This is a genomic window from Mesorhizobium waitakense, assembly GCF_056431085.1.
Genome location: NZ_JBWKME010000074.1, coordinates 1 through 26119, shown reverse-complemented (window position 1 = coordinate 26119; position 26119 = coordinate 1). Strand labels below are relative to the sequence as shown.

General features: G+C 63.9%; 28 protein-coding genes and 1 pseudogene. 17 read left to right on the top strand and 12 right to left on the bottom strand.

The genetic code is table 11. The annotated features are described in order from the left end of the window. Nucleotides 1-81: 81 nt before the first annotated feature. Nucleotides 82-1323 (top strand): annotated as a pseudogene (gene deoA / locus AC07FD_RS17250) (thymidine phosphorylase); the annotation flags it as partial. Nucleotides 1324-1347: 24 nt separating this feature from the next. Here the strand turns inward: deoA and AC07FD_RS17245 are convergent. The 3 genes from AC07FD_RS17245 to AC07FD_RS17235 all read right to left on the bottom strand — a co-directional run bounded on the left by AC07FD_RS17245 (nucleotide 1348) and on the right by AC07FD_RS17235 (nucleotide 3781). Continuing rightward, nucleotides 1348-1911 (bottom strand): TIGR02281 family clan AA aspartic protease, encoded by a 564-nt coding sequence (locus AC07FD_RS17245; protein ID WP_457150930.1) that lies wholly within the window; start codon nucleotides 1909-1911, stop codon nucleotides 1348-1350. Nucleotides 1912-2030: 119 nt separating this feature from the next. Continuing rightward, entirely contained in the window at nucleotides 2031-2660 is a 630-nt protein-coding gene (gene upp, locus AC07FD_RS17240; RefSeq protein ID WP_095084682.1) for a uracil phosphoribosyltransferase, read from the bottom strand. 146 nt (nucleotides 2661-2806) lie between these two features. Continuing rightward, nucleotides 2807-3781: an adenosine deaminase gene (locus AC07FD_RS17235; protein ID WP_478350821.1), complete on the bottom strand. Its 975-nt coding sequence runs from the start codon at nucleotides 3779-3781 to the stop codon at nucleotides 2807-2809. A gap of 134 nt (nucleotides 3782-3915) precedes the next feature. Here AC07FD_RS17235 and ubiE point away from each other — a divergent pair, with 134 nt between their 5' ends. From ubiE to coaBC, 3 genes are all read left to right on the top strand, one after another. Then, nucleotides 3916-4692, top strand: coding sequence for a bifunctional demethylmenaquinone methyltransferase/2-methoxy-6-polyprenyl-1,4-benzoquinol methylase UbiE (gene ubiE, locus AC07FD_RS17230; RefSeq protein WP_111548752.1), 777 nt, complete (start codon nucleotides 3916-3918; stop codon nucleotides 4690-4692). Between the two features lie 70 nt (nucleotides 4693-4762). Then, nucleotides 4763-6337: a 2-polyprenylphenol 6-hydroxylase gene (gene ubiB, locus AC07FD_RS17225; RefSeq protein ID WP_478350820.1), complete on the top strand. Its 1575-nt coding sequence runs from the start codon at nucleotides 4763-4765 to the stop codon at nucleotides 6335-6337. 93 nt (nucleotides 6338-6430) lie between these two features. Further along, a complete protein-coding gene (coaBC, locus tag AC07FD_RS17220; RefSeq protein WP_478350819.1) occupies nucleotides 6431-7900 on the top strand; it encodes a bifunctional phosphopantothenoylcysteine decarboxylase/phosphopantothenate--cysteine ligase CoaBC in 1470 nt (489 codons plus the stop codon). 58 nt (nucleotides 7901-7958) lie between these two features. Here coaBC and AC07FD_RS17215 read toward each other — a convergent pair whose 3' ends face one another. Further along, nucleotides 7959-8525: an invasion associated locus B family protein gene (locus tag AC07FD_RS17215; RefSeq protein ID WP_478350818.1), complete on the bottom strand. Its 567-nt coding sequence runs from the start codon at nucleotides 8523-8525 to the stop codon at nucleotides 7959-7961. 339 nt (nucleotides 8526-8864) lie between these two features. On the opposite strand from AC07FD_RS17215, the gene AC07FD_RS17210 reads away from it, so the two are divergent. Next, complete coding sequence (locus tag AC07FD_RS17210; RefSeq protein ID WP_478350817.1) at nucleotides 8865-9173, top strand: hypothetical protein; 309 nt, start codon at nucleotides 8865-8867, stop codon at nucleotides 9171-9173. Nucleotides 9174-9300: 127 nt separating this feature from the next. Beyond that, complete coding sequence (locus tag AC07FD_RS17205) at nucleotides 9301-9777, top strand: NUDIX hydrolase (RefSeq protein ID WP_478350816.1); 477 nt, start codon at nucleotides 9301-9303, stop codon at nucleotides 9775-9777. A gap of 9 nt (nucleotides 9778-9786) precedes the next feature. Here AC07FD_RS17205 and AC07FD_RS17200 read toward each other — a convergent pair whose 3' ends face one another. From AC07FD_RS17200 to AC07FD_RS17180, 5 genes are all read right to left on the bottom strand, one after another. Beyond that, a complete protein-coding gene (locus tag AC07FD_RS17200) occupies nucleotides 9787-10635 on the bottom strand; it encodes a citryl-CoA lyase (RefSeq protein WP_478350815.1) in 849 nt (282 codons plus the stop codon). Next, a complete protein-coding gene (locus AC07FD_RS17195; RefSeq protein WP_478350814.1) occupies nucleotides 10632-11816 on the bottom strand; it encodes a CaiB/BaiF CoA transferase family protein in 1185 nt (394 codons plus the stop codon). Before AC07FD_RS17195 ends, AC07FD_RS17200 begins: the two co-directional genes overlap by 4 nt. Nucleotides 11817-11831: 15 nt before the next feature. Next, nucleotides 11832-13355 (bottom strand): tripartite tricarboxylate transporter permease, encoded by a 1524-nt coding sequence (locus AC07FD_RS17190; RefSeq protein ID WP_478350813.1) that lies wholly within the window; start codon nucleotides 13353-13355, stop codon nucleotides 11832-11834. Nucleotides 13356-13359: 4 nt separating this feature from the next. Continuing rightward, nucleotides 13360-13896, bottom strand: a complete 537-nt coding sequence (locus tag AC07FD_RS17185) for a tripartite tricarboxylate transporter TctB family protein (RefSeq protein ID WP_478350812.1) — start codon at nucleotides 13894-13896, stop codon at nucleotides 13360-13362. 139 nt (nucleotides 13897-14035) lie between these two features. After that, nucleotides 14036-15013 (bottom strand): Bug family tripartite tricarboxylate transporter substrate binding protein, encoded by a 978-nt coding sequence (locus tag AC07FD_RS17180; RefSeq protein ID WP_478350811.1) that lies wholly within the window; start codon nucleotides 15011-15013, stop codon nucleotides 14036-14038. Between the two features lie 289 nt (nucleotides 15014-15302). Here AC07FD_RS17180 and AC07FD_RS17175 point away from each other — a divergent pair, with 289 nt between their 5' ends. After that, the gene (locus tag AC07FD_RS17175; RefSeq protein WP_478350810.1) at nucleotides 15303-16073 is read left to right on the top strand and encodes an IclR family transcriptional regulator; all 771 of its coding nucleotides are present in this window, start codon (nucleotides 15303-15305) and stop codon (nucleotides 16071-16073) included. 155 nt (nucleotides 16074-16228) lie between these two features. Here the strand turns inward: AC07FD_RS17175 and AC07FD_RS17170 are convergent, their stop codons facing one another. Next, nucleotides 16229-16768 (bottom strand): GNAT family N-acetyltransferase, encoded by a 540-nt coding sequence (locus AC07FD_RS17170; protein ID WP_478350809.1) that lies wholly within the window; start codon nucleotides 16766-16768, stop codon nucleotides 16229-16231. A gap of 262 nt (nucleotides 16769-17030) precedes the next feature. Here AC07FD_RS17170 and AC07FD_RS17165 point away from each other — a divergent pair, with 262 nt between their 5' ends. Beyond that, nucleotides 17031-17486 (top strand): DUF2214 family protein, encoded by a 456-nt coding sequence (locus AC07FD_RS17165; RefSeq protein WP_477414424.1) that lies wholly within the window; start codon nucleotides 17031-17033, stop codon nucleotides 17484-17486. On the opposite strand, the gene nth is transcribed toward AC07FD_RS17165, so the two are convergent. Beyond that, the gene (gene nth, locus AC07FD_RS17160; protein WP_478350808.1) at nucleotides 17480-18286 is read right to left on the bottom strand and encodes an endonuclease III; all 807 of its coding nucleotides are present in this window, start codon (nucleotides 18284-18286) and stop codon (nucleotides 17480-17482) included. The genes AC07FD_RS17165 and nth overlap by 7 nt on opposite strands. Nucleotides 18287-18308: 22 nt before the next feature. On the opposite strand from nth, the gene AC07FD_RS17155 reads away from it, so the two are divergent. Continuing rightward, nucleotides 18309-18803 carry a DUF2244 domain-containing protein gene (locus AC07FD_RS17155; protein ID WP_477285691.1) on the top strand — a complete coding sequence of 165 codons (495 nt, stop codon included), beginning with the start codon at nucleotides 18309-18311 and terminating at the stop codon, nucleotides 18801-18803. Nucleotide 18804: 1 nt separating this feature from the next. Here the strand turns inward: AC07FD_RS17155 and AC07FD_RS17150 are convergent, their stop codons facing one another. Further along, nucleotides 18805-19620: a class I SAM-dependent methyltransferase gene (locus AC07FD_RS17150; protein ID WP_477414430.1), complete on the bottom strand. Its 816-nt coding sequence runs from the start codon at nucleotides 19618-19620 to the stop codon at nucleotides 18805-18807. 215 nt (nucleotides 19621-19835) lie between these two features. Here AC07FD_RS17150 and AC07FD_RS17145 point away from each other — a divergent pair, with 215 nt between their 5' ends. From AC07FD_RS17145 to AC07FD_RS17110, 8 genes are all read left to right on the top strand, one after another. Continuing rightward, nucleotides 19836-20714: a methylated-DNA--[protein]-cysteine S-methyltransferase gene (locus AC07FD_RS17145; protein WP_478350807.1), complete on the top strand. Its 879-nt coding sequence runs from the start codon at nucleotides 19836-19838 to the stop codon at nucleotides 20712-20714. A 219-nt stretch (nucleotides 20715-20933) separates the two neighbouring features. Continuing rightward, nucleotides 20934-21404: a hypothetical protein gene (locus tag AC07FD_RS17140; protein ID WP_478350806.1), complete on the top strand. Its 471-nt coding sequence runs from the start codon at nucleotides 20934-20936 to the stop codon at nucleotides 21402-21404. A 20-nt stretch (nucleotides 21405-21424) separates the two neighbouring features. Continuing rightward, nucleotides 21425-21817 carry a hypothetical protein gene (locus AC07FD_RS17135; RefSeq protein ID WP_478350805.1) on the top strand — a complete coding sequence of 131 codons (393 nt, stop codon included), beginning with the start codon at nucleotides 21425-21427 and terminating at the stop codon, nucleotides 21815-21817. After that, nucleotides 21784-22302, top strand: a complete 519-nt coding sequence (locus AC07FD_RS17130) for a hypothetical protein (RefSeq protein WP_478350804.1) — start codon at nucleotides 21784-21786, stop codon at nucleotides 22300-22302. The genes AC07FD_RS17135 and AC07FD_RS17130 overlap by 34 nt, the downstream gene beginning before the upstream one ends. Further along, nucleotides 22277-22759: a hypothetical protein gene (locus AC07FD_RS17125; protein ID WP_478350803.1), complete on the top strand. Its 483-nt coding sequence runs from the start codon at nucleotides 22277-22279 to the stop codon at nucleotides 22757-22759. Before AC07FD_RS17130 ends, AC07FD_RS17125 begins: the two co-directional genes overlap by 26 nt. 144 nt (nucleotides 22760-22903) lie before the next feature. Further along, nucleotides 22904-23809: a ribokinase gene (locus tag AC07FD_RS17120; RefSeq protein ID WP_478350802.1), complete on the top strand. Its 906-nt coding sequence runs from the start codon at nucleotides 22904-22906 to the stop codon at nucleotides 23807-23809. 1 nt (nucleotide 23810) lies between these two features. Next, entirely contained in the window at nucleotides 23811-25262 is a 1452-nt protein-coding gene (locus AC07FD_RS17115; protein WP_478350801.1) for an amidase, read from the top strand. Between the two features lie 114 nt (nucleotides 25263-25376). After that, nucleotides 25377-25991, top strand: coding sequence for a LysE family translocator (locus AC07FD_RS17110; protein WP_095084705.1), 615 nt, complete (start codon nucleotides 25377-25379; stop codon nucleotides 25989-25991). Nucleotides 25992-26119: the final 128 nt, after the last annotated feature.

The window sequence follows — 26119 nt, the reverse complement described above, 5'->3', positions numbered from 1 at the left end:
CAAGGCCGTGGCGCGGATCCGTGACGGTTAAATGAGATACCACCCCGTCGAGAATGGCGGCACCCTGTAATGTTGGGTGAAGGCATCACCGAAGGGGCCGTTTCGGACGGCCAGGTCGGCGCCTTCGCCATGGCGGTGTTCTTCAACGGCATGAGCCGCGACGAGGCGGTAGCACTGACGCTGGCGATGCGCGATTCCGGTGACGTGCTCGACTGGTCGGACTTGCCCGGCCCGGTCACCGACAAGCATTCGACAGGCGGCGTCGGCGACAATGTTTCGCTGATGCTGGCGCCGATCGTCGCCGCCTGCGGCGCCTATGTGCCGATGATTTCCGGCCGTGGCCTTGGCCATACCGGCGGCACGCTGGACAAGATGGATGCGATCCCCGGTTATACCAGCGAGCCTGATATCGCGCTGTTTCGCAAGGCGGTGCTTGAAACCGGCTGCGCCATCATCGGTCAGACCGCGGACCTCGCGCCGGCCGATCGACGGCTCTACGCGATCCGCGATGTCACCGGCACGGTCGAATCGGTGCCGCTGATCACCGCTTCGATCCTGTCGAAGAAGCTGGCGGCCGGGCTGCAGTCGCTGGTGCTCGACGTCAAGGTCGGCAACGGTGCCTTCATGGAAAAGTCGCGGGACGCGACCGCGCTTGCCAACAGCCTTGTCGAGATCGCCAATGGCGCGGGCCTGAAGGCCTCGGCGTTGATCACCGGCATGAACGAGCCGCTGGCCTCGGCCGCCGGCAACGCGGTCGAGGTGCGCAACGCCGTCGACTTCCTGACCGGCCGTCTTCGTGATCGTCGGCTTGAGGACGTGACGCTGGCGCTCGCCGCCGAAATGCTGCAATCGGCGGGACTGGTGTCGTCGAACCAGGATGGCATGCGGCGCGCTACCGAGACGCTTGCCAGCGGCCGCGCCGCCGCCACTTTCGCACGCATGGTCGCCGCGCTCGGCGGTCCCGCCGATTTCATCGAGAAACCGGATAAATACTTGGCCGTGGCGGCGACCGAGTTTGCTGTCAAGGCGACCGAAGACGGCTTCGTCACCGACATAACGACCCGCGACATCGGGCTCGCCGTGGTTGGCCTAGGAGGCGGACGCACGCGGCCGGACGACAAGGTCGATCACGCGGTCGGCATCACCAGGCTGCTGCCGGTCGGCGCGGAGGTTCGGGCTGGCGAGCCGCTGGCGCTGATCCATGCCCGCTCATTGGCCGATGCCGAGGCGGCCGCCGCCGCTGTGATTTCGGCCTATGCGATTGGCGCCTCAAAGCCGGCTGCCGACAAGTCGGTCATCCGGCGGATTCTTCCACGCGGCTAATTGCGAATTCTTCCGCGCGGCAGATTATTGAACGAGCAGCAGCGTCCCATTCTCGGCCTGGAATTTGCCAAGCCGATTGAGGAAGCTCATGCCGATCAGATTGGTCTGCAGTGCCTTGTCGTCGAGCACGATGGTCTGGACGTCATTGACCGTGATGCTGCCGATCTGTAGCCGGTCGATCATTGCCACCGCAGCCTTGATCGAGCCATTGGCGGTGCTGACCTCGTGGCTGAAGTCGGAAGGGTTCAGCGACAGGCCAATCCTGCGTGCCGTCGAGGTGTTGATGGCAACCAGCGTGGCGCCGGTGTCGATCATGCCGTCGACCTGACGTCCGTTGAGCTTGAAGGCCGACGAGAAATGTCCGCGCTCGTCAGCCGTAACGATGACCTTTCGGCCAAGCAGCAGCGGTGTGACCGGCTTGTCGGGCACCGCTGCCAGATTGACGTCCGGCTGGGCTTCGACCGCGGCCTTGCCCGTCATCGGCGATCTCAGCAGGTTTTCGATGATTTGCGGATTCGACTGATACACGATCGGTATCGATGCCGATGTGCCGGCGAAAACGCCAAGGATGAGAAGTTTGCGCAGCATGGATCGGCCTTCCTGACGGCCGATCCATAAGCCCGGATGGTGATTGCCGCTTTAACGCACGCCAAAACCACGCCTTTGCGTAAACATTTGGTAAATCATACCAAGCACTTTGCTTGGTATCACTTGGTCCCGTACATGCGGTCGCCGGCATCACCGAGCCCAGGCATGATGTAGCCCTTCTCGTTGAGCTGCCGGTCGATCGAAGCGGTGAAGACGGGAACATCCGGATGCGCCTTGGTGAAGCGCTCTATGCCTTCGGGCGCCGCCAGCAGGCAAAGGAAGCGGATGTTGGTGGCGCCGCGCCCTTTCAGCTTGTCGATCGCCGCAATCGCCGAATTGGCGGTGGCCAGCATCGGATCGACGACGATCACCAGCCGGTCGGCGAGGTCGCTCGGCGCCTTGAAGAAATATTCCACCGCTTCCAGCGTCTCATGGTCGCGGTAAAGGCCGATATGGGCGACGCGGGCCGCGGGCACCAAGTCTAGCAGGCCTTCGAGCAAGCCGTTGCCGGCGCGCAGCACCGAGGCAAAAACCAGCTTCTTGCCCTCCAGCGTCGGTGCCTCCATGGTCTCGATCGGCGTTTCGATCGTCGTCGTCGTCAGTTCGAGGTTGCGAGTGACCTCATAGCCGAGCAGCAGCGAAATCTCGCGCAGCAGCCGCCGGAAGCCGGCCGTCGAGGTCTCCTTCTTGCGCATGATGGTCAGCTTGTGCTGGACAAGCGGATGGTCGACGACGGTGACGCCCTGCATGGTGTTCTCCTGATGCCTGCGCCCGAAAGTGCGCGCATGGTCCCTTTCGGACGCGCCGCGCTTCAAGCTGCTTGAGTGAACCCTAGCGGCAATACGCCGGCCAAGGAACCGTTGGCCAGCACCGACCACAGCTTTGTCGGAAGAAATCAGCGAGCGGCGCCATTGAGGCGGGCAAGAAGCGCGGTCTTGGTCTTTCGGTCGACGAAAGCGGCCTCGATGGCCGTTCTGGTGACGGCGGTCAGCGCCTTTTCGGTCATCGAGAAATGCTCGGCGGCGATTTCGTATTCGCGCTTCAGCGAGGTCCAGAAATAGGGTGGATCGTCGGAATTGAGCGTCACCTTGCAGCCGGCCGCCTGCAGGGCCGGAAAGGGATGGTCGGCAAAACTGTCGAACACCTTGAGCGCGATGTTGGAGCCGGGGCAGCACTCCAGCACGATACCCTCATCGGCAATGCGCCGGACAAGGTCCGGGTTTTCGATGGCGCGCACGCCATGGCCGATGCGGGAGGGACGGATGTGATCGAGCGCCGTCTTGACGGTCTCCCAGCCTGTCAGTTCGCCGGCATGGATGGTGATGCCGAGCCCGGCCTCGCGTGCGATCTCGAAGGCCCTGACATAGTCCTCCATGTCGCCGATGCGCTCGTCGCCGGCGACGCCGAAGCCGGTGACCAGCGGGTGCCCGCAGCGCGCCGCGAAGCGTGCTGCCTGCTCGATCGACTCGACGCCGACATGGCGTACGCCGGTGACGATCATGCGGCCCTCGATGCCGGTCTTGGCCTTGGCCCGTGCCATGCCTTCGCCAAGCGCGTCGGTATAGGCCTTCGGCGACAGCCCGGCTTTCGTGGCGTGGTCGGGCGAAGTGAACACCTCGGAATAGATAGCGCCGTCGCGGGCGAGGCTGGTCAGATAATGGTCGGCCAGCCGCGCATAATCCTCCTCCGACCGGAACAGATCGGAGGAAAAATCATAAGCCGCGAGGAAGGATGTGAAATCATGCCAGACGAATGAACCGTTCTGGATATAGGGCGAGGTATCCCTGCCGTATTTCTGCGCCTGGCGGATGACGAGTTCAGGCGCCGCTGCCCCCTCGATGTGGCAGTGCAATTCCGCTTTCAAAGGCATTCAATCATCCCGTCAGTCAGTCCAGCTATTGAAAACCCAACACCTGGAAGCGCGGCCGAACACCGCGCCTTAAACAATAGCGCCCGCACCATCGATCGGCTATGGTCCCGCCGGTTTTATGACGGATCAAAAAAATGTCAGTTGAGAGAACCACGGCCGCGGGCGGCATGGAAACCTCCTATGGTTTCAAGCGTGTAGGGGCTGGCGACAAGCAGTCCCTGGTCAACGATGTTTTCCACAAGGTTGCCAACCGCTACGACCTGATGAACGATCTGATGTCGGCCGGCCTGCACCGGCTGTGGAAGGATGCCATGGTCACCTGGCTCAATCCTCCCAAAAGAATGGGCTGGCGCGTGCTCGACGTTGCCGGTGGCACCGGTGACATCGCCTTCCGCATCGTCGATGCGAGCCACGGCAATGCCCATGCCACCGTGCTCGACATCAATGGCTCCATGCTCGCCGTCGGCCGCGATCGAGCCGAGAAGAAAGGCCTGTCCGGCAACACCGACTTCGTCGAGGCCAATGCCGAGGAACTGCCCTTTGCGGACGCGACATTCGACGCCTACACCATCGCTTTCGGCATTCGCAACGTGCCGCGCATCGATGTCGCGCTCAGTGAAGCGTTCCGAGTACTGAAGCCGGGCGGCCGGTTCCTCTGCCTCGAATTCTCCGAAGTCGAGATGCCGCTGCTCGACAAGGCCTATGAAGCCTGGTCGTTCAACGCCATTCCGAAGATCGGCAAGATGGTCACCGGTGACGGCGAGCCCTATTCCTATCTGGTCGAATCGATTGCCAGGTTTCCCAACCAGCAGAATTTCGCGACGATGATTTCGCGCGCCGGTTTCGATCGCGTCTCCTTCCGCAACTATTCCGGTGGCATCGCGGCACTTCATTCGGGCTGGAAGCTTTGAGGCTGGACCGCATTTCTCACAGTCCACGTGCGCCATGCCGGTTCGAAGAACCGGTAGGACGGGCACGGTCATGAGCACCGTCAGCGCTGGGTTTCGGCTCGTACGGGCGGGCTGGGTGTTGGTGCGCGAAGGCGTCGTCGCCGCCTTGCCGGGCGAGGAACTGTCCGGCCTGCCGAAGTTCGGCTGGCGGCTGGCGCGGCTGTTCACCCGCCGCCGCGCGCTGGCCTATGAGCGCAGCGACCGGCTGGCCAAGGCGGTCGTCCGGCTCGGGCCGTCCTATGTCAAGCTCGGCCAGTTCCTGGCGACACGCCCCGACGTCGTCGGCAACGACATGGCGCTCGATCTCGCCATGTTGCAGGACAAGATGCACACCTTCCCGAGAGCCGAGGCGATCGCGGCTATCGAGGCTTCGCTCGGGCGCAAGGTCGGCGATCTCTACGCGCAATTTGGCGACCCGGTCGCAGCCGCTTCCATTGCCCAGGTCCACGCTGCCGAAACCATCCATGGCGGCGCTGCAACCAAGGTCGCTGTAAAGGTCATCCGGCCGGGCGTGCGCCGCCGCTTCTTCCAGGATCTCGAAAGCTATTTCCTCGCCGCTCACCTGCAGGAGAAATACATTCCGTCGTCGCGCCGGCTACGGCCGGTCGAGGTCACCCAGACGCTGGCGCAGACCACCAGGATCGAGATGGACCTCCGCCTCGAGGCGGCCGCGCTTTCGGAACTCGGCGAAAACACCAAGGATGATCCCGGTTTTCGCGTGCCATCCGTCGACTGGGAGCGCATCGGCCGCGACGTGCTGACCATGGAGTGGGTCGACGGCGTCAAGATGAACGACATTGCCGGCCTTGCGGCTGCCGGTCATGACCTGAAAACCATCGCCGCCAATCTCATCCAGTCGTTCCTGCGCCACACGCTGCGCGACGGCTTCTTCCACGCCGACATGCATCCGGGCAACCTGTTCGTCGAAGCAAATGGCACAATCGTCGCCGTCGATCTCGGCATTGCCGGCAGGCTCGGCAAGAAGGAGCGCCGCTTCCTCGCCGAAATCCTCTACGGCTTCATCACCCGCGACTACCTGCGTGTCGCAGAAGTGCATTTCGAAGCAGGCTATGTGCCGCGCCAGCACAATGTCGCGGCCTTTGCGCAAGCAATCCGGGCGATCGGCGAGCCGATCCACGGCCAGCCGGCCGAGACCATTTCAATGGCCAAGCTTTTGACGCTGCTGTTCGAAGTGACCGAACTCTTCGACATGGCGACGCGGCCGGAACTGATCCTGCTGCAGAAGACCATGGTGGTGGTCGAGGGCGTGGCGCGCACGCTCGACCCGGCCTTCAACATGTGGAAGACGGCCGAGCCGGTGGTCAGCGGCTGGATCGCCGGCAATCTCGGCCCGCGTGGCATGATGGTCGATGCGCGCGATGGCGCCAAGGCGCTACTGACGCTGGCCCGCCAGGCGCCCGAGCTTGCGGCGCGCACCGACCGGCTGTCGCGTGAGATCGACCTGATGGCCGAGCACGGCCTGCGCTTCGACGAGACCACCGCCCGGGCCATCGGCAAGGCCGAGGCGCGCTACAGCCGCTCCGGCCGCCTGGCGCTGTGGGTCATCGCCCTGACGCTGGTCTACATTGCCTGGAAGATCATATAGCGCCCAGCCACGTCAGAGTTTAGATGCGCAACTTGCAGCAATCTGATTGCATTGCTATCATTGAACTCAGCAACAGCGGTAGAGTGCAATCATATGGCCAGCATTACGATCCGCAACCTGGACGATGAGGTCAAGGACCTGCTGCGCCGATTGGCAGCGGAGAACGACCGCTCCATGGAGGAGCAAGCGCGGGTGATGATCCGGGCCGCCGTTGAAGGGCAGATCGGTCCTGTGGGCCGTATCGACCAGATCGAGAAAACCCTCCGCGAGCTGACCAGTTCGCACGGCGTAGCGATTCCCGCTGCCGCACCGGCAGGCAAAGCCTTGCCGCGCGGCCTCTCCGGCAAACGCATCCTGCTCATCATCGGCGGCGGCATCGCCGCCTATAAGGCGCTCGATCTCATCCGCCGGCTGCGCGAGCGAGGCGCCGAGGTGCGGGTGGTCATGACATCAGCCGCGCAGGAATTCGTCACCACGCTGTCAGTGGGCGCGCTCTCCGCCGACCATGTCTTCACCGAACTGTTCGACCGCAATGACGAGCACGATGTCGGCCATATCAGGCTGTCGCGCGAGGCCGACTTGTTGGTGGTGGCGCCTGCCACCGCCGACCTGATGGCCAAGCTTGCCAACGGCCATGCCAACGATCTTGCCTCGACGGTGCTGATCGCCACCGACAAGCCGGTGTTGATGGCGCCAGCCATGAACCCAAAAATGTGGGCGCATCCGGCGACACGCCGCAACCGCTCGACGTTGCAGAAGGATGGCGTCGCTTTTGTCGGTCCGGCCAGGGGCGAGATGGCCGAAAGCAATGAGGCGGGCGAAGGCCGCATGGCCGAACCGCTGGAGATCGTCGCCGCCATCGAGGCGCTGCTCGATGTCAGTCCCAAGCCGCTGTCGGGACGCAGGATCATCGTCACCTCCGGCCCGACGCATGAGCCGATCGACCCGGTGCGCTATATTGCCAACCGTTCGTCCGGCAAGCAGGGCCACGCCATCGCGGCGGCACTGGCCAGGCTCGGCGCCGATGTCCGCCTCGTCTCCGGTCCGGTCACCATTGCCGATCCCGCCGGGGTGAAGACGATCCATGTCGAACGGGCGCAAGAGATGCGCGATGCGGTGGAGCAGCTTCTGCCTGCGGACGCCGCGGTGTTCGTCGCCGCCGTTGCCGACTGGCGCAGCGAGAACTCGGCCGGTGAGAAGATCAAGAAGGTCGCCGGCGAAGGACCGCCGGTTCTGCGCATGGTCGAGAATCCCGACATTCTCGCCGGGGTTGGCCACCACAGCCAGCGACCCGGCCTTGTGGTCGGCTTCGCCGCCGAGACACAGGATCTCTTGCGCAACGCGGAAGCCAAGCTTCGCAAGAAGGGCGCCGATTTCATTGTGGCCAACGACGTGTCGCACGAAAGCGGCATCGGTCCGTCGGGCGTGATGGGCGGTGATCGCAATCGCGTGCGGATCGTGTCCAGGGCCGGCGTCGAGGAGTGGCCAGAGATGAGCAAGGACGAGGTGGCGGCGCGGCTCGCCGCCCTGATCGCCGAACGCTTGAAGACGACCGTCGTTTGAGCGGAAACGCTGGGACGACGGCGCGCTTCAGGTCATTTGGCTCTGCATGACCCTGCGGTCAATTGGACAAAAGCTCCGCGGTTCGGGCAAGGGCACCGGCAAAACCGTTGAGCGGAATGGAAAAGGTCACCGCTTGTCCGGTGTCGGCCGCGAAGGCATCGATCTTGAGGGTGGTGCCCGACTTCAGCAGCGGCGTGAGGGTCGCATCGAACGCCACCGGCACTAGGCAGCCGACGACCTGGCAGGTGTTGAATGGCAGGCTGCCATCCAGTTTCTGGTCGTCGATGCTCAGGCTGACGCCCTTGGCCAGCGCCAGGCCGAACGGCAGAGCGAGCGTACCGGCGGCATCCTCGCCGGTCTTGCTCGACAGTTCGATCGCCAGCAGGCGCTGGTTGTTTTGCTTGTTGAATTGCTGATGCGACAGGCTGCAGGTCTTGGTCGCGCCTGATATCTGGCAATTGACCGTCCAGTCGCCATGGGTCTCGGACAGCGCCGACGCGCCACCGGGCAGTTGCGGCGCATCGGCGGCCGGCGCCGCCGCGGTCTTGGTTTGCGCGGCCGTGGCCGGCACACCGACGACGCAGGCTACACCCAGCATTGCAACGAAATACGCGTACTTTCTCATCAAGACTCCTCCCGCCCGGCTCCGCCTGGGGCCAGCTGGATGCTGACCTTGAGAGACGCGCCGATCGCGTTCTGTTTAACCGTTTCGCCGGAGGCGCCGTCATAGCTGACGGCCGGCGCCATTGACGCCACTCAGCTCACGACGGGCGCCGACCGATAGAGCGGCGAATCGACGACCTCCGTCAAGTGCAATGCGGGGCTGTCAGGCAGATTCTCCGCCGCCCTGAGGCCGCCATCGGCGGTCGAGAACCCGATATTGCTTCGATCAGCCCCAAGATATGGCACAGCCGCACAGACGCCCTATATTAAGGCCATGAGTTCTTCACGCGGGAATGAGCGGATGTCGGCGTTTCGACCATCGATGGTTTTCACATCGGCAATGCTGGCGACGGCAGTGCTGGCCGGCGCTTGCCTGCCGGCTTCCGCGCAAGCCGTCAATTCCCTCAACGGCAACAACGCGCTGATCCGGCAGAACGACCTGCAAATCCTTCAGAACCGGGTGCAGCGGCAGCTCTACCAGCAGCAACAGCAGCAGTATCGTGCTCAGGACCGCCAGATCGTCCAGCAGCCGCAGCCGGTGGTACCACAATACAAGCCAAGCTGTACGACGCAGATAATCGGCGTCACCGCCTTGAGCAATTGCCGCTGACAAGCCGGCGTTTTTCATTTATTAGCCGACTTATGTATTCGGAGTGTCTTTCGGCACACGCGAAAGTTTTGGTTTTGCAACGATGCCTTGTCGCGCTATGCGGCATTTACATCGACTGGATCCACGAATGGCAGCCACCAAGAAAAAGGCCGTACGCAAGGCAAAGAAGGGCGAGAGCATCCGTCAGGTGGCCGCCATTCCGTTTCGGCTGAACGCGCGTGGCGAAGTCGAGGTCATGCTGGTCACATCGCGAACCACAAGACGCTTCATCGTCCCCAAGGGCTGGCCGATGAAGGGCAAGAGCGGACGCAAGGCGGCCACCATCGAAGCGCGAGAGGAAGCCGGCGTGCTCGGCAAGACGCTGAAGGAGCCGGCGGGCAGCTACTCCTACTGGAAACGGCTGGCCAACCGCTTCGTACGCGTCGACGTCATCGTCTATTTGCTGGAGGTCACTGAGGAACTGGCCGACTGGCAGGAAGCCAAACGGCGGCAGCGGGCCTGGCTGCCGGCCGCCGATGCGGCCACGCTCATCGACGAGCCGGACCTTTCGACCCTGGTGGCGAACTTGATGATTGCCAAGCCCGAGCCACTCGACCTCGCCTGAGGCTGGACTTCACTCGGTCGTGCCGCCCGCTTCGGGAAAGGGGCGCACCGGCGCGCCGGTATAGGCCCACAACCATTCGCGCGGCAGCGGGCCTTTGTTTCGCTCGACTTGCTGCGACTGTTCCCAGGCATGCGCGAGGATGCCGACCGAGCGCGACAGCACGAAAAGCCCGCGCGTCAGCGGCGGTGGGAACCCGAGTTCGCCATAGATGACGGCGGTGGCGCCATCGATGTTGAGCGGTATCCTTTTCCCTTTGCGCCGGGCGACGTCAGCCTCGATCGCCTCGGCGATGTCGGCGAAACGTCCATTGACGACGCCACGCGCGGCAAACTCGCGGGTCAGCTCCAGCAGGCGCGGCGCGCGCGGGTCGACCGGATGGAAGCGATGGCCGAGCCCAGGCACATAGCCCTTCTCCTCGGCGAAGAACCGGTCGAGCCGCGTCGTGACGGCTTCATTCAGCGTCCTGCCGCCGTCGAGCGCGGCAGCGATGTCGCCGTAGAAGGACAACGCCTGTTCGCCGGCACCGCCATGCACGTCGCCGAGCACGTTGATGGCCGAGGCCATGGCGCTGTTGATGCCGACGCCGCAGGTTACAGCCATGCGCGCAATCGCGATCGACGGTGCTTGCGGCCCATGGTCGACGGCGGCGCCCAGCGCAATGCCGAGCAGCGCCGCCTGGTCCTCGCTGGGCAACTCGCCACGCAGCATCAGCCAGATCATCGCCGGAAAGCTGATGCGGCCGATCAGATCCTGGATCTCGTAGCCGCGAAGCCGGATGATACCGGGCCGCATCTCGATGATATCGGTCTGCCACCATTCCTCGCCGCGCTCACGGCCGGTCTTCTTCTCGGTGCTCATGCCCGTGCCTTTGCCTTGGCGCGCGGCGGCAGATCGGCGAAAACCTCGTCCATATGCTCGCCCAGCGCCGGTGGCGGCTTCGTCGGCAGGGGTGCCGCGCCATCGACCATGAAGCCTCCGCGCAGAACCGTCAGCGGCCTGCCCATACCCGGCACGCCCTCGAAATTCGCGGTCACCTGGCGTTCGAGCACTTGCGTCTCGGCCAGCACTTGCGGGATCGTCAGCACCCTGCCCGCGGGCACGCCGGCGCGATTGAGGGTCTCTTCCCAGACCGCCGCCGGGGCGCTCGCCAGAGCGCCCTCGATCTCGACTTTGAGCGCCGCACGGTTGCGCTTGCGCGTCTCGCGTTCGGCAAAGCGCGGATCCACCGCCAGCTCCGGCCGCCCGATCAGCCGGCACAGCGCCACGAACTGCTCCTGCTTGTTGGCGGCGATGTTGAGTAGCCCGTCGCCGGTGCGGAAGGCCCCGGACGGCGCCGCGGTCATGTTCTCATTGCCCATCGGCTGCGGATCGACCCCTGCCGTCAGGTAGTTGGAGACCGGCCAGCCGAGCGCCGAGAGCGTGCATTCGAGCATCGAGACGTCGAGAAAGGCGCCCTCGCCGCTCGTCTTCTGCCGGACCAGCGCCGCCGCAATGGCGAACGCGCCGACCAGCCCGCCAAGCGTGTCGGCGACCGGATAGCCGACCCGCAGCGGCGCCGTTTCTGGCGTGCCGGTGATGCTCATGATGCCGGAAAGACCCTGGATGATCTGGTCATAGGCGGGATTGTCGCGCATCGGCCCGGTCTGGCCGAAACCGGATATCGCGCAATATATAAGGCCGGGACGGACCGCCTTCAGCGCCTCGTAGCCAAGGCCGAGCCGATCCATCACGCCGGGGCGGAAATTCTCCACCAGCGCATCGGCGCTGGCGACCAGATCGAGGAACCGCTCGCGATCGGCCGGCTTCTTGAGGTCGAGCACCACCGATCGTTTGCTGGCGTTCTGCGCCAGGAACGAGGCGCCCATGCCGGCGCTGTTGAGCTTTGGCGAGCCGCCGAGCTGGCGTGCCAGGTCGCCGCCTTGTGGGACCTCGACCTTGATGACGTCGGCCCCTAGCAGCGCCAGCTGATAGGCACAATAGGGGCCGGCCAGGACGTTGGTCAGGTCGAGGACGCGGATACCGGAAAGCAATTCGGTCATGACAGCTCAAATCGATCAGGCATCGCCCGGCACATGCTCCGGTCCGCGCCGCCGGCGGTGCTCGACATAGGCCCAGATATGCGGCCCGACCAGGCCGATGAAGGCGAGCGTCAGCAGCGTCAGCGACAGCGGATGCTTGTAGAACACCGACCAGTCGCCATTCGAGATGGTCATCGCCCGGCGGAACTGGGTTTCGGCGAGTGGCCCCAGGATCATGCCGATGATGACGGGCGCGGTCGGGAAATCGAAGCGCCGCATCAGGAACCCGGCCGCCCCCAGGAGATAGAGGATGACCAGGTCGATAGGCGATTGCGAGATGCCATAGGTGCCAACCGTGGCGAACACCAGGATGCCGGCATAGAGCTGCGGGGCCGGGATCTTCAACAGCCGCACCCACAGCCCGATCAGCGGCAGGTTGAGGATGACGAGGATGACATTGGCGATGAACAGGCTGGCGATCAGCCCCCAGACGAGGTTGCCCTGCGTCGTCAAAAGCAGCGGCCCAGGATTGATGCCGTAGCTCTGGAACGCCGACAGCATGATCGCCGCCGTCGCCGAGGTCGGCAGGCCGAGCGTCAGCATCGGCACCAGCACGCCGGCGGCGGACGCATTGTTGGCGGCTTCGGGGCCGGCGACGCCTTCGATGGCGCCGACGGTACCGAATTCCTCCTTGTGGTTCGACAGCTTCTTTTCGATTGCGTAGGACAGGAAGGTCGGGATTTCGGCGCCGCCTGCCGGCATGGCGCCGATCGGAAAGCCGATCGCCGCACCGCGCAGCCAGGGTTTCCAGGAACGCGCCCATTCGGCTGATGTCATGTAGAGCGAGCCCCTCAGCGGCACGATCTCGTCCTTGCCGGCATAGCGGCGCGAAGCCATGTAGAGTGTCTCGCCGACGGCGAACAGGCCGACGGCGCAGATGATGACGTCGACGCCGTCAAGCAGTTCGGTCATGCCGAAGGTAAAGCGCGGCTGGCCGGTCTGCAGGTCGACGCCGATCATGCCGATGACGAAGCCGGCGAACAGGCTGGTGAGGCCGCGCACGGACGAGGAGCCGAGCACCGCCGAAACCGTGATGAAGGCCAATACCATCAGCGAGAAATATTCGGCCGGGCCGAAGGCGAGCGCGAATTTGACCACCACTGGCGCCAGGAAGGCGACGCCCAACGTGCCGATGGTGCCGGCGACGAAGGAGCCGATCGCCGAGGTGGCAAGTGCCGCCCCGCCGCGGCCGGACCGCGCCATCTTGTTGCCTTCCAGCGCGGTGACGATGGTGGCGCTTTCGCCGGGCGTGTTGAGCAGGATCGACGTCGTCGAACCGCCATACATGGCGCCGTAGTAGATACCCGCGAACAGGATGAAAGAGGCCTCCGGCGCCACCTGGTAGGTGATCGGCAAAAGCAGGGCGATGGTCAGCGCCGGCCCGAGACCGGGCAACACGCCGATGGCGGTGCCGAGCGTGGTGCCGAGCAGGCACCACAGAAGATTGACAGGGGTGAAGGCGACCGAGAAGCCGTGTGCGAGATGACCGAGCGTTTCCATGGCGTCAGGCTCCAAACGTGCCGATGATCGCATCGATCACCGTGTTCAGCTGGTTCTCGATGAAGCCGGCGCCGATGTTGACGCCGAGCGCCCTGGCGAAGCCGAAATAGGCGGCCAGCGCCAGGATCAGGCCGAGCACTACGTCGCGCAGCGTGCGCTTGCTGCCGAAGCCGTAGCAGACCAGAACGAACATGATTACGGATGCCGCCGTGAAGCCGAGCGGTTGGATCAGCAGCAGGTTGGCGGCGAGGCCGATGACGACGAAACCCATCGCCTTCCAGTCGGTCGGCGTTTCCTTTTCCTCCTCCGGCTGCCAGCCGCCGCGAAGCGCCGCGAGGATGAGCAACAGGGAAAGCACCACCAGACCGACCATGGTGAGGTAGGGAAAGACGGTCGGTCCGACCTTGGAGTAGAGCGGCGACACCGGGATCGCCAGCGTCTGCCAGGCTACAGCGCCGGCGCAGGCCAGAAGCCCGACGCCGATCAACAATTCCGGCACGGCAAGGCGCGACGGCGCCGCCTGCTGGTCACTGCTGCTCATGAGTGTCCTCCCCAAGAAAACGGGCCCAGGATAGCTGGCCAAGATGCCCGGCACCGCACGGCCGGTCCTCACCGAAGTTTCATGCCGGCTTTGCATTCCATGCGAGAAGGGGCGGCCAACGCCGCCCCCTTTGGGAAGATCAGGCGAGCCCGAGGTCTTTCAGGATGGCCTCGATGCGGGCCGTATCCTCGGCAACGAATTTCGCATAATCGTCGCCCGTGAGCAGGATCTGCGTCCAGTTGCGGTTCTTGCACTCCGTCGCCCAGGCATCGCTCTTGGCCATGCTCTCGACCAGCGTGATCATCGCCGCCTTGTCGGCATCGGAAACGCCGGGAGGTGCGAAGACCCCGCGCCAGTTGAACAGCTCGACATCGATGCCGGCTTCCTTCAGCGTCGGCGCGACGATGCCGTCCTGGCGCTTGTCGGCCGAGATGGCAAGCAGCCGCAGCGCGCCCGCCTTGACCTGCTCGGAGAACTCGCCGAAGCCGGAGATGCCGGCCGCCACCTGATTGCCGAGCAGCGCCGACAGTGCCTCGCCGCCACCGGCGAACGGCACGTAGGACAGGTTTGTCGCCGGCACGCCAACGGTCTTGGCGATCAGCCCAAACAGGATGTGGTCCGAACCACCGGCCGAGCCGCCAGCGACAGGAACCTTTGTCGGATCGGCCTTGAGTGCGGCGACGAAATCAGCTGCCGTCTTGAACGGCGACTCCGCCGGCACCACCAAGGCCTCGAACTCGCCGGTAAGGCGCGCGATCGGCGTGACTTGCGTCAGATTGTTGGCAGCCTTGTTGGCGATGATCGCACCGACCATGACCATGCCGGCAACCATCAGCGAATTGCCTTTGCCGTTCCATTGGTTGATGAATTGCGGCAGCCCGACCGTGCCGCCGGCGCCGCCGACATTGGTGATCTGCGAGCCGGAGATCAGCTTTTCGCTGCGCAACACCTGATCCATCGTGCGCCCTGTCTGATCCCAGCCGCCGCCAGGTGCCGCCGGCACGAAAATCTGGATCTGCGGTGCGCCTTCGGCGAAAGCGGGAGAGAGATGTAGTCCTGCAAAGCCGGCAGCGCCTGCCGCCGCCGTGCTCATCAAAAATCTGCGTCTGTTCAGCATGGGATTCCTCCAGATCACGACACCTCCTCCGGTGCCTGCCAAAACGCGCCTGAATCCAGACCCGTAGTCGAGTTCAAGCAGATGTTACCGAGTTCTGTCAACGGGAACGATATTCTACTAGACAGAACGCATCGGCAGCGCGACACAGTGGCTCCGCTAAGCAGGTTCCGCAAAAGTGTCCCGCGGTTTTGCGACAAGAACCTGCGGCAAACAAAGAAACCTAAGGCAGACGACGCGTTGGCGAAGCCAGCGGTGTCTGCTTAGGACCTTCTCCGAATTGGGAACCGCAATGGACTCATCAAGCAGATCGGCTGATCCAGACATCCGGCACGCAGCTACCGAAGGGGTTGCCGCGCTTGATCGGGCGATCACCATCCTCGACGCCTTCACCACGGCCGATCGGTCGCTCAGCCTGGCCGAAATCGCGGCCCGTACCGGCCTCTACAAGAGCACCATCCTGCGGCTTGCGCATTCCTTGTTGCGCGGGCAGTTGCTCGAGCGCCTGGACGATGGCCGCTACCGCGTAGGACCTGCCACTTTCCGGCTCGGCGCGCTCTATCAGCGTTCGGTGGTGGCGATCGACATCCTGTTGCCGATCATGCGCGACCTATCCGAGCGAAGCTGGGAGAGCGTTGCCTTCTATGTTCGGTCGGGCGACGTCCGCACCTGTCTCTACCGCGTCGAATCCAAGCACCCGATCCGCTACACGATACGCGAAGGCGACGTGCTGCCTCTGCTGGTTGGGTCGGGTGGCCGAGTGCTTGCCGCGTTTTCCGGCCAGCAGGGCGAACCCTACGAGACCATCCGCAAGACCTGCAACTGTCTCGCCGTCGGCGACCGCGACCCAGAGACGGCGGGCGTGTCGGCGCCGGTGTTTGGTCCGGGCCGGGCCCTGCTCGGCGCCTTGACGCTGGCCGGCCCCAGCTCGCGCGTCGACGCGGCGTTCCTTCAGCGCATGAAACGCCCGCTGCTCGAGGCAGCGGCGCGCGCCACCCGCGCCTTCGGCGAGGACGCCTCCATGCTCGAGCAGGCGAGCCTCGCTGCGGACGCTGTGTCGTAGCGGGGTCGAAGGCGCCGCAGCCGGACCTGCGTCAGTTCAATTTGACCAGAACCACACGGCGGTTCTTGGCACGGCCCGCCTCGTCGTCATTGCTGGCGACAGGCGCACTGCGATCTATGCTTGGCCGCGCGGGGATCTCCAGTCGATGACGCCGCTCAGGGCAGTCGCTCCAGCAGAATGGTCGGGGCGTCGTGGTAGGTGGTCCGCACCACTTCCCGGTAGCCGCATTTCAGAGCAACGTTCAGCGACGCGGCGTTTTCCGGATCGATGATGCAGACGGTCTTAGCGGGCCCGAAAATCTCTTCGCCCCATGCTAGGACGCGGCCAACCACCTCGGTAGCGAAGCCTGCGCCATGAATGGCCGGAGCGAGCGCCCAGCCGGCCTCGGGAATGCCTTCGATCGACGGCTGCATATCGCGCTTCAGGTCGTGGAACCCGGCCTCGCCGATGAAACGGCCCGTCGCCTTCTCCTCGATCGCCCAAAAACCGTAGCCGAGCAACGACCACAGGCCGGCATGACGCAGGAAGCGCATCCAGCTTTCTTCGCGCGTGCGCGGTTTGCCGCCGATGAAACGGGTGACCACGGGATCGGTCCACATCACGGCATAGGCGTCGAAATCTCCCAGCCGGTGTGCCCGCAGGATGGTTCGCTGCGTCTCGATCACAGGGGCGCTGGTTGCTTGCGGATTGTTCATGGGATTGCCTCGCTTATCTACCCGGCGCGTAGCAAATTGCCCGGGCCAGACAAGGGCCAAGGCAGGGCATGTCATCTTCCAGGCGAGAAAATCGCGCTAAGCCGCGCCACAAATACGACGGGCACCCATGGGGGCAACATGGTCTCAAGCTCCGCTATGGGAATTCGGCGCGACGATGCTATTTTCGCGACAGGCTGATTCAGCATCTGCAAGCGCAATCCTTTCAGGCACGGGCTTGTGCCGTCAAACCCAGGGAAAAAGCATGGACACCACCGATCTCGTGCTTGCCATCGTCCACCATCTGCTGGTGTTTTCGCTAGCAGGGATCATCGGCGCCGAATTCGTGCTGATCCGCGGCGACCTGGCCGCCGCCACGCTCAAGCGGCTCGCCGGCATCGACCGTCATTATGGGATCATCGCCGCGCTGATCATCATCGTCGGCATCGGCCGCGTCTTCTATGGCCTCAAGGGTTGGGAATTCTACGTCTACAACTGGGTGTTCTGGGCCAAGATGGCGGCGTTTGGTATCGTCGGCCTGCTGTCGATCATCCCGACCGTCCGCTTCATCTCCTGGAACAGGCAGGCAGGCGCCAATCCCTCGTTCCTGGTGCCGGCAGCCGAGCTTGCATCCGTCAAGACCTATGTCCGCGCCGAGGCGTTCATCTTCCTGCTGATCCCGGTCTTCGCCGCCGCGATGGCACGCGGCTACGGCTACTGATCGCCGGCGGCAACCGTTTCAAGCGGAGCTATCGGCACCAGCGGCGCCGGAATGCTGGTCGTCTTCTCCTGCGCCTTGCAGATGTCGGCAATGACGCAGGCCGGGCAATCCGGCTTACGGGCCTTGCAGACATAGCGGCCATGCAGGATCAGCCAGTGATGCGCGTGGCGCATGTATTCGTCCGGGATGATCTTCAACAGTCCCTGCTCGACCTGTTCCGGCGTCTTGCCGGGCGCCAGCCCGAGCCGGTTGCCGATGCGGAAGATGTGGGTGTCGACCGCCATCGTGTGCTGGCCGAAGGCCATGTTGAGCACGACATTGGCGGTCTTGCGCCCGACCCCCGGCAGCTTGACCAGTCGATCCCGGTCGTCAGGCACATCGCCGCCATGGTCGCGGATCAGCGCCTGCGACAGCGCCATCACGTTCTTGGCCTTGTTGCGCCACAGCCCGATGGTTCTGATATGGTCGCCAACCTTGGCTTCACCCAGCGCCAGCATCTTTTGCGGTGTATCGGCGGCCTTGAACAGCGCCCGCGTCGCCTTGTTGACGCCGGCATCGGTCGCCTGCGCCGACAACAGCACCGCCACCAGCAATGTGAAGGCGTTGAGATGTTCGAGCTCGCCCTTCGGCTCAGGCCGCTGGACGGCAAAACGCCGGAAGACCTCGTGCACTTCGGCCGCGCTGTAGCGCGACGAACGCCGCACCGGCCGCGGACGCGGCTTGGCGTTCGACCCGTCGCGCCGGCCGGGCAACAGCTCATTTTTGGGCATGGATGATTCTTTGGACTTGGGGCTCGCCATTTCCTTCCTATAATATCCCGCCATGAGCGACACAAACGCCTCATTTCAGGCCGACGAGCCATTCTTTCAGGCGCTGCTGACCCCGCACCGGTCCCTGGGCAAAACCGGCTTTGCCTTGCTGATGGGCGCGCTGCTGTTCGGCTGGCTGGTGACAGGCGCTTTTTTCCTGTCGCGTGGCGCCTGGCCGGTGTTCGGCTTCCTCGGCCTCGACGTGGTCGCCGTCTACATCGCTTTCCGAGCCAACTATCGTGCCGCGCGTGCCCGCGAGGAGGTGTCGGTCTCGCGCACCAGGCTCGACATCCGCAAGACCGCGCCATCCGGAAAATCGGAAGCGCATCGCTTCAACCCGTTCTGGGCGCGGTTTTCGGTCGCCCGTCACGCCGAGATCGGCATCACCAGGATGACAGTGGAAGCACAGGGACAGAACGTGCCGATCGGCGGGTTCCTCAATCCCGACGATCGCGAGACCTTCGCCACCGCCTTTTCGCGGGCGCTGGCGACCGCCAAGGCACGCTGATCTAGAACCGGTAGCGCAACAGCCTGCCGACCTTGCGCAGGGCTGGAATGTGTCTCCAAAGGCGGACGAACAGCTTCGCGACCCAGCCCATGCGGGCGGCGTGTTCAGGCTTGTAGGCCGAGATGTCATCGACGAACCGTAGCTTTGGGATGGCCAGTTCCAGGTCGTGCGGATCGTCGATCGCCCAATACACCTGGGCACCCGTCGCCTTGATGGCCGGATTGAGGCGAAGCAGCTTCAGGCCAAAACGGCTGTAGGCGTCGAACATCAGTTCGCCACTGGCAAGATGCGAGACGAGCCGCGCAAACAGGCGTGGTCCCTCGTTGGCAGGGAGATAGGGCGTCAGGCCTTCCGCCACCACGATGGCCGGGCGATTGCGCGGCACCGAGGCCAGCCAATCCGGTTCGGTCACCGACGAGGCGATCAGATGGCAATGGGCCCGGGACGGGTACAGCTTGCGTCTGAGCTCGATGACTTCAGGGTAGTCGACATCAAACCAGTCCACGCCCTGTGGCGGATCGACACGAAATATGCGCGTATCGAGCCCGCATCCCAGATGCAACACGATGGAGTCGGGATTTCTTGCGAGAAAGTCCTGAACATGGACATCCAGCGTCTTTGCCCTGATCGCCAGGCCGACGCCGAGATTGGTGTCGACCTTGAGCCTGGAGAAATCGTAGTCGATCTTGCGCACCGCCTCGTCGGCGAAATGATCCCCGAGCAGCGTATCCGGCAACCTGCTCTCCAGAGCCTTGCCGTAGAGCGTCAACAGCAACGTCCCCTTTTCCCCGGTCAGATGTATCTTCTCGCCAGCCATGTGCGATTCCTAGTCAGAGCATGATCCCGAAAAGTGGAATCCGGTTTTCGGGAAAGATCATGCTTATACAAACAGACAGAGCCCCATCCCGACCTCATCGGATGGAACAGGCTCTCGAAAACCCGAGTCTATCTGGGTACGCGCCGCAAGAAGGCAAGTTTCGGGTGGCGATCGACGCCCCAAGGGGCGATATTCCTGCCCAAGGAGACAGTTCCATGAGCACACAGACGGCCGTTCTCAAAAAGGACATCACGCCCGAAGGCGGCGACTACGAAATCGTGCGCCGCGCCATCGAGAAGATCAGCCTCGACTATCGTGACCAGCCATCGCTGGAAGAACTGGCCGAAGAGGTCGGCGAGACTCCGACTGGCCTGCAGAAACTCTTCACCCGCTGGGCCGGCCTGTCGCCAAAAGCCTTCCTGCAGGCGGTGACACTGGACCATGCCCGCAAGCTGCTGGATTCAGGCATGCCGCTGCTCGAAACGTCATTCGAGCTGGGCATGTCCGGCCCCGGCCGGCTGCACGACCTCTTCGTTACCCATGAAGCGATGTCGCCGGGCGACTACAAGACGCGCGGCGCAGGCCTTACCATCCGCTACGGCTACCACCCCTCGCCGTTCGGCACTGCCCTGATCATGGCTACCGACCGCGGGCTTGCCGGCCTCGCCTTCAGCGATCCGGGTGAGGAACGCGCCGCCTTCGCCGACATGTCCAGCCGCTGGCCGAACGCCATCTATGTCGAGGACATGGCTGCGACGGGGCCCTATGCCGCGCGCATCTTCGACCCGACGCTGTGGCGCCCCGACCAGCCGCTGCATGTCGTCATGATCGGCACCGACTTCCAGGTTCGCGTCTGGGAGGCGCTGCTCAACATACCGATGGGCAAGGCCCGCACCTATTCCTCGATCGCCGCCAGCATCGGCGCGCCGAGCGCCAGCCGTGCCGTCGGTGCCGCCAACGGCGCCAACCCGCTCTCTTTCGTGGTTCCCTGCCACCGCGCCATCGGCAAGTCCGGCGACCTCACCGGCTATCACTGGGGTCTGACCCGCAAGCGAGCCATTCTGGGTTGGGAAGCAGGGCAAGTGTCGTCGTGAATGTCGACTCTCCAAGAACCCCCCGCAGAATCTATAAATGCCGGACTTATCAAGTATAAGTGCGATTATTGCATCGGATTTTCTTGATTGCAACCAAAAGAAACCTCTGTTTTAGCGATTGTTATTTTAAGCAATTGTTCAAGTTAACTATAAATTAACTACGATAAAGTGATGATGACTCATATTAACTCGGACTATCCGGCTTAATGGGAGGTCTCGATGACATCGTTTCGCGCCGTCTTCGGCGCAGCCCTGCTGGTCGCCTGTATTGACAAGTCCGCATTGGCCACAACGCAAAATGTCATTTTCAATGGCACGATCACCGCAACCTGCACGCTTGTGGTCGCCACCAACGGCACGATGACGGTGAGCCCCGATCTTCAGTCGCTAAGCTCGCACAACAGCGGCGGCTTGGCCGGAACGGTCACGCTGACCACCACCGGAGGCGTATCGCTCAGCGTAGACCCGGTCACCATCACCACTGTGCCGGCTGCCGACACCACGTCGACCACCTGGACACCGACCTACTCCGCTGCCGGTACGCACTCCATCGCCGAGACCGGCTCGGCCACCAGCCTCGGCACACCCGGCGCTGACCTCGTTTCGGTCAACCTCGCCGGCACCAAGGGCGGCAGCAACCGCTTCGCCTCCGGAAACTATCAGGCAACGGTGACTGTGCGCTGCGAATAAGCTCTCGGAAGGAGGGGCCTTTGACAAATGCTCGAACCTTGGCGACGGCGCTGGCCGTCGGCATGATGCCCATTGCCGCTGCTGCCCAGTCGATGTCGCCGATGCGGGGCGAGGTCAACAGCTTCACCGACGTCTTCGCGGTCCGCGTATTCCCGGCCAATCCCTACGACCAGAAGATCAGGGTCGAAATCCATGTCTACGATCAGGATTTTCAGCCGGTGGCCGCCAGGATCTCTCCGAGTGCCTTCCAACTGGCTTCCCAGGCTTCGCGTCCTGTCCTTGTGGTCGTGCCCTTCGGCGGCGCCGCCGAGCGTAAAGTGCGTATCTGTACCGAAAGCATCCCCTTTCCCAATCAACAGACGCAGATAAAGGCACAGATATGCGGCAAGTTTTTTGGGCACCGCAAATCCTGACAGTCGCGCTTGCAGCGATGTCGGCGGGGATCTCGCCGGTTCTGGCCGAGGATGTCTACAATCTCAACCAGAATGAGAGCGGTTTCAACCTGCCCGGCGTAACCTTGCCTCAGGGGCAGGACGAGGTCCACGCCTCCGGCGGCACCACCTGCCGCTCCGCAGTATCGGGCACCGGCGCCTATGTCGACCTTGGCGTCATCAGAGGCAACAACCAGTCGAACAATGACGTCGCCACCTACGGCCGCGTGGTGATCCCGATCGGGCGCTCGCCCAAGCGCGTCGATTGCAGTCGCCTCTACGAGCTTGAGGTCGAGCGCCTGCAACTGGAGTTGAAACTCCTCAAAATGGGCCTCGGCGCCGACGGCCCGACGGCGAGCTTGGCCACCAGCGCTCCCGCTCCCGCGACCGCATCACCCGGATGGGCCAACGAAGGCTGGAGCATCAGGACCGGAAATGGCGATGGCAAGAAAAAGAAGAAGAAATAACCGCGCGCTGCTTGCGACAGCGGCACTAGTCGGCCTCTGCCTTCCGGTGCAAGCGGCGATCATCGGCACCTGCACCATCATGGTCGGGGCGTCGGGAACGATGACCGCAAATCCTGCCATCAGCATACTGTGCTCCAAACAGGCAGGCGGGTCGAATGCGACCGCCACTATCACCGCCAGTTCGCTGCTTTGCACCTTGCTCAACCTGCTCGACTGTTATTCCGTTTCCGCGCCGGCGCCCGCCTCGTTCTCGTCAGCGCCAAGCGGCGGCGGTACCAACGTCAACTTCAGCACCGTCTACCGCCTCGACGGCACCGGCGTCGACACCTCCGGAAGCGTGCCGCAGCGTGTCGTCAACGGCACCCACCCCATGCAGGTCGACCTCACCGCCACCAAGTCGAGCGGTATCTTTCCCGCCGGCAACTACCAGGGCACGGTCACCGTGCGCTGTGAATAGGCACAAATCGAGATGGACCATTCGCGTGGTCTGGCAAGCCGCGGCCTTACAGGCTAGCTTCCCGCGCAATAGGAACGACCTGCGTTCGCCCGGACGCTCAAAAGACACTCCAGTTTTTGAATTCGTGCTGGCAGGAGGCCTTGCTTGATTATCGTTATCGGCTCGATCAACCTCGACCTGATCGCCAATGTCGACCGCTTGCCGAGCCCTGGCGAAACAGTAGCCGGCTCGACCTTTGCCACCGCGCCCGGCGGCAAAGGCGCCAACCAGGCGCTGGCGGCGGCACGCGCCGGCGCCCCGGTGCGCATGGTCGGCGCCGTCGGCAAGGACAGCTTCGCCGCCGAGGCGCTGGCATTACTGCGCGACGGCAAGGTCGATCTGTCCGGCGTCGCCGAGACTTTTGCGTCGACAGGCACAGCCCTGATCATGGTCGGCGACGACGGCGAGAACATCATCGCCGTGGTGCCGGGCGCCAACGCGTCCGTATTGCCTGGCGACCTCTCCAAAGCCTTCTTCAAAAAGGGCGATATCGTACTCCTGCAACATGAGATCCCGCTGGCGACCGTCGGTGCCGCGCTCGACCAGGCAAGGGCGGCTGGCGCCATCACCGTGCTCAACACCGCGCCTTTCCAGGGCGAAGCAGCGGCCTTTCTTGCCAAGGCCGATTATGCAGTCGCCAACGAAACCGAATTCGACCTCTATGGCGAGGCGCTGTCTCTCAACGGCCGCGACCGGGCGGCGCGCATGCGAGACTATGCCGGGAAGACCGGCCGCACCATCGTCGTGACGCTCGGCGGCGAAGGCGTGATGGCGGCGACGCCAAGCGATTTCCTGACCGTCCCGGCAATGAAGATCACCCCTGTCGACACGGTCGGCGCCGGCGACACGTTCTGCGGTTACTTCGCCGCCGGCCTGTCGTCCGGCCTGGCGCTCGAACAGGCGCTGACGCGCGCCGGCGCGGCGGGCTCGCTGGCCTGCCTGAAGCCAGGCGCCCAGCCGGCAATTCCGCTGGCCAAGGATGTCGACCAGGCATTGCAGGAAACGCGTTGAGATGCTGCGCCCTCAGACGAAACATGCCGTGGCGCCGGCCAGCGACATCTGTCGCCTGTCCGCGGTCGCACTTGCCGATGCGATCCGCCAAAGGAAACTTTCCGTCCGCGAGGTGGTGACGGCATTCCTCGACCGGATCGAGGCGGTCAACCCGCTGGTCAACGCCATTGTCTCCTTGCGCGACCGTGGCGACATCCTGCGCGAGGCCGACGCTGCCGATGCCCGAGGGGCAGATGCCGAAACCGGCTCGTTGTTCGGCCTGCCGATCGCTATCAAGGACCTCGCCTCGACCACGGGCCTCAGGACCTCGCTAGGCTCGCCGATCTTCGCCGATTTCGTGCCGCAGGAGGATGATTTCTTCGTCGAGCGTATCCGCAACGCCGGCGCCATCATCATCGGCAAGACCAACGTTCCGGAATTCGGGCTTGGCTCCAACACCTACAACAATGTGTTCGGGCCGACGCTGAACGCCTTCGATCCGGCGCTGACCGCCGGCGGCTCGAGCGGTGGCGCGGCGGTGGCGCTCGCGCTGGACATGCTGCCTGTCGCCGATGGCAGCGACTTTGGCGGCTCGCTGCGCAACCCGGCCGCCTGGAACAATGTTTTTGGCTTCCGCCCGTCGCAAGGGCTAGTTCCCGGCGGACCCGACGTCGAGGTCTTTCATGCGCAGATGGGTGTCGATGGGCCGATGGGCCGCAACGTCCGCGACATGGCCCTGCTGCTCGACGTGCAGGCGGGCTATCATCCGCACGCGCCATTGTCCTATGAGAAACCTGGCTCGTTCCTCGACGGGCTTGCGACAGGGACGACTGGCGGCCGCATCGCCTGGTTCGGCGACCTCGGCGGTCATCTGCCGGTCGAAGCCGGGATTCTCGATCTCTGCGAGACAGCGCTCGGCCGATTGGCGGATGCATCCTCCTTCCCCTGGCAGCCTCTGCAGCCGGATTTCGATTTCGAAGCGCTGTGGCAGGCTTTTGTCACACTGCGCCAGGCCAGCAGCGGCTGTGCTCTCAAAACCCACTATGACGATCCCTCGAAGCGTGGCCTGCTCAAGCCGGAAGCCGTCTGGGAGGTCGAGAACGCGATGCGGCTGACGGCGCCGCAGGTCCGTGCGGCCTCGGTCATCCGCACATCCTGGCATCGCACGCTGCTGTCGATCTTCGACCGCTTTGACCTGATCGCGCTACCGACCGCGCAAGTCTTCCCCTTCGATGTCGGCACGCCGTGGCCGCGCGAGGTCGCCGGACGGGCGATGGACAGCTACCACCGCTGGATGCAGGTTTCCGCATTCGCCACCCTGGGCGGCTGCCCGGCGGTCAACGTGCCGGTCGGCTTCGACGACAAGGGCCGGCCGATGGGCATGCAGTTGATCGGCCGGCCACGCGGCGATCTTGCCGTGCTCCGAGCGGCGGCCGCCTATGAGGCGACGCTGCCCTGGCAGGCCGGCGCCTGAACCGATGCATTAGCTCATCGCAGCTCTTAGCGTGCCGGCTTGCGCCGGCTGCGCTGCCATGCATTGATTGTCGTCAGTCCGCGCCGCCCCCGGCGGCATCCTTGAGGAAAAATCATGTCGCTGGAACTCTACGCTGCCTATGTCCTCGCTTGCATCGTCATCATCCTGGTGCCCGGCCCAACGGTCACGCTGATCATCGCCAACAGCATCCGCCATGGCTCCCGCGCCGGGCTCGCCAATGTCGCCGGCACGCAGGCCGGGCTTGCCGTGATGATCGCCATCGTCGGCATCGGCCTCAACACGCTGATCTCGGGCATGGGTCATTGGTTCGAATGGGTACGGCTGATCGGCGCCGCCTATTTGATCTGGATGGGCGTGCAGATGTTCCGTTCCAAGGGCACGCTGAACGCCGACGGAACGGCAAGGAAACCGCGCGGCGGCTTCTTCCTGCAGGGCCTGCTGGTGGCGCTCAGCAACCCCAAGACGCTGGTGTTCTTCGGCGCCTTCTTTCCGCAGTTCATCGCGCCTCAGGGCAACTACTCGCTGCAGATCGTCGTCATGGGCCTCACCGCCATGATCTTCGCCGCCATCTCGGATTCGACCTATGCACTGGCCGCTGGCCGTGCCGGGCGCCTGCTGTCGGCCAGCCGCATCAAGCTGATGTCCAGGATCAGCGGCAGCTTCCTGGTCGGTGGCGGCCTGTGGCTGGCGTTTTCACGGTCGAAGTAAGTAACGCCTTCCTTCTCCCCTTGTGGGAGAAGGTGTCGACGCAGGCGACGGATGAGGGGTGTTCCAGAAAACACCGGCGCCTCAATCCGTCCAGCACCCCTTGTGTGTATCGAATCTGCGAAAGTGTG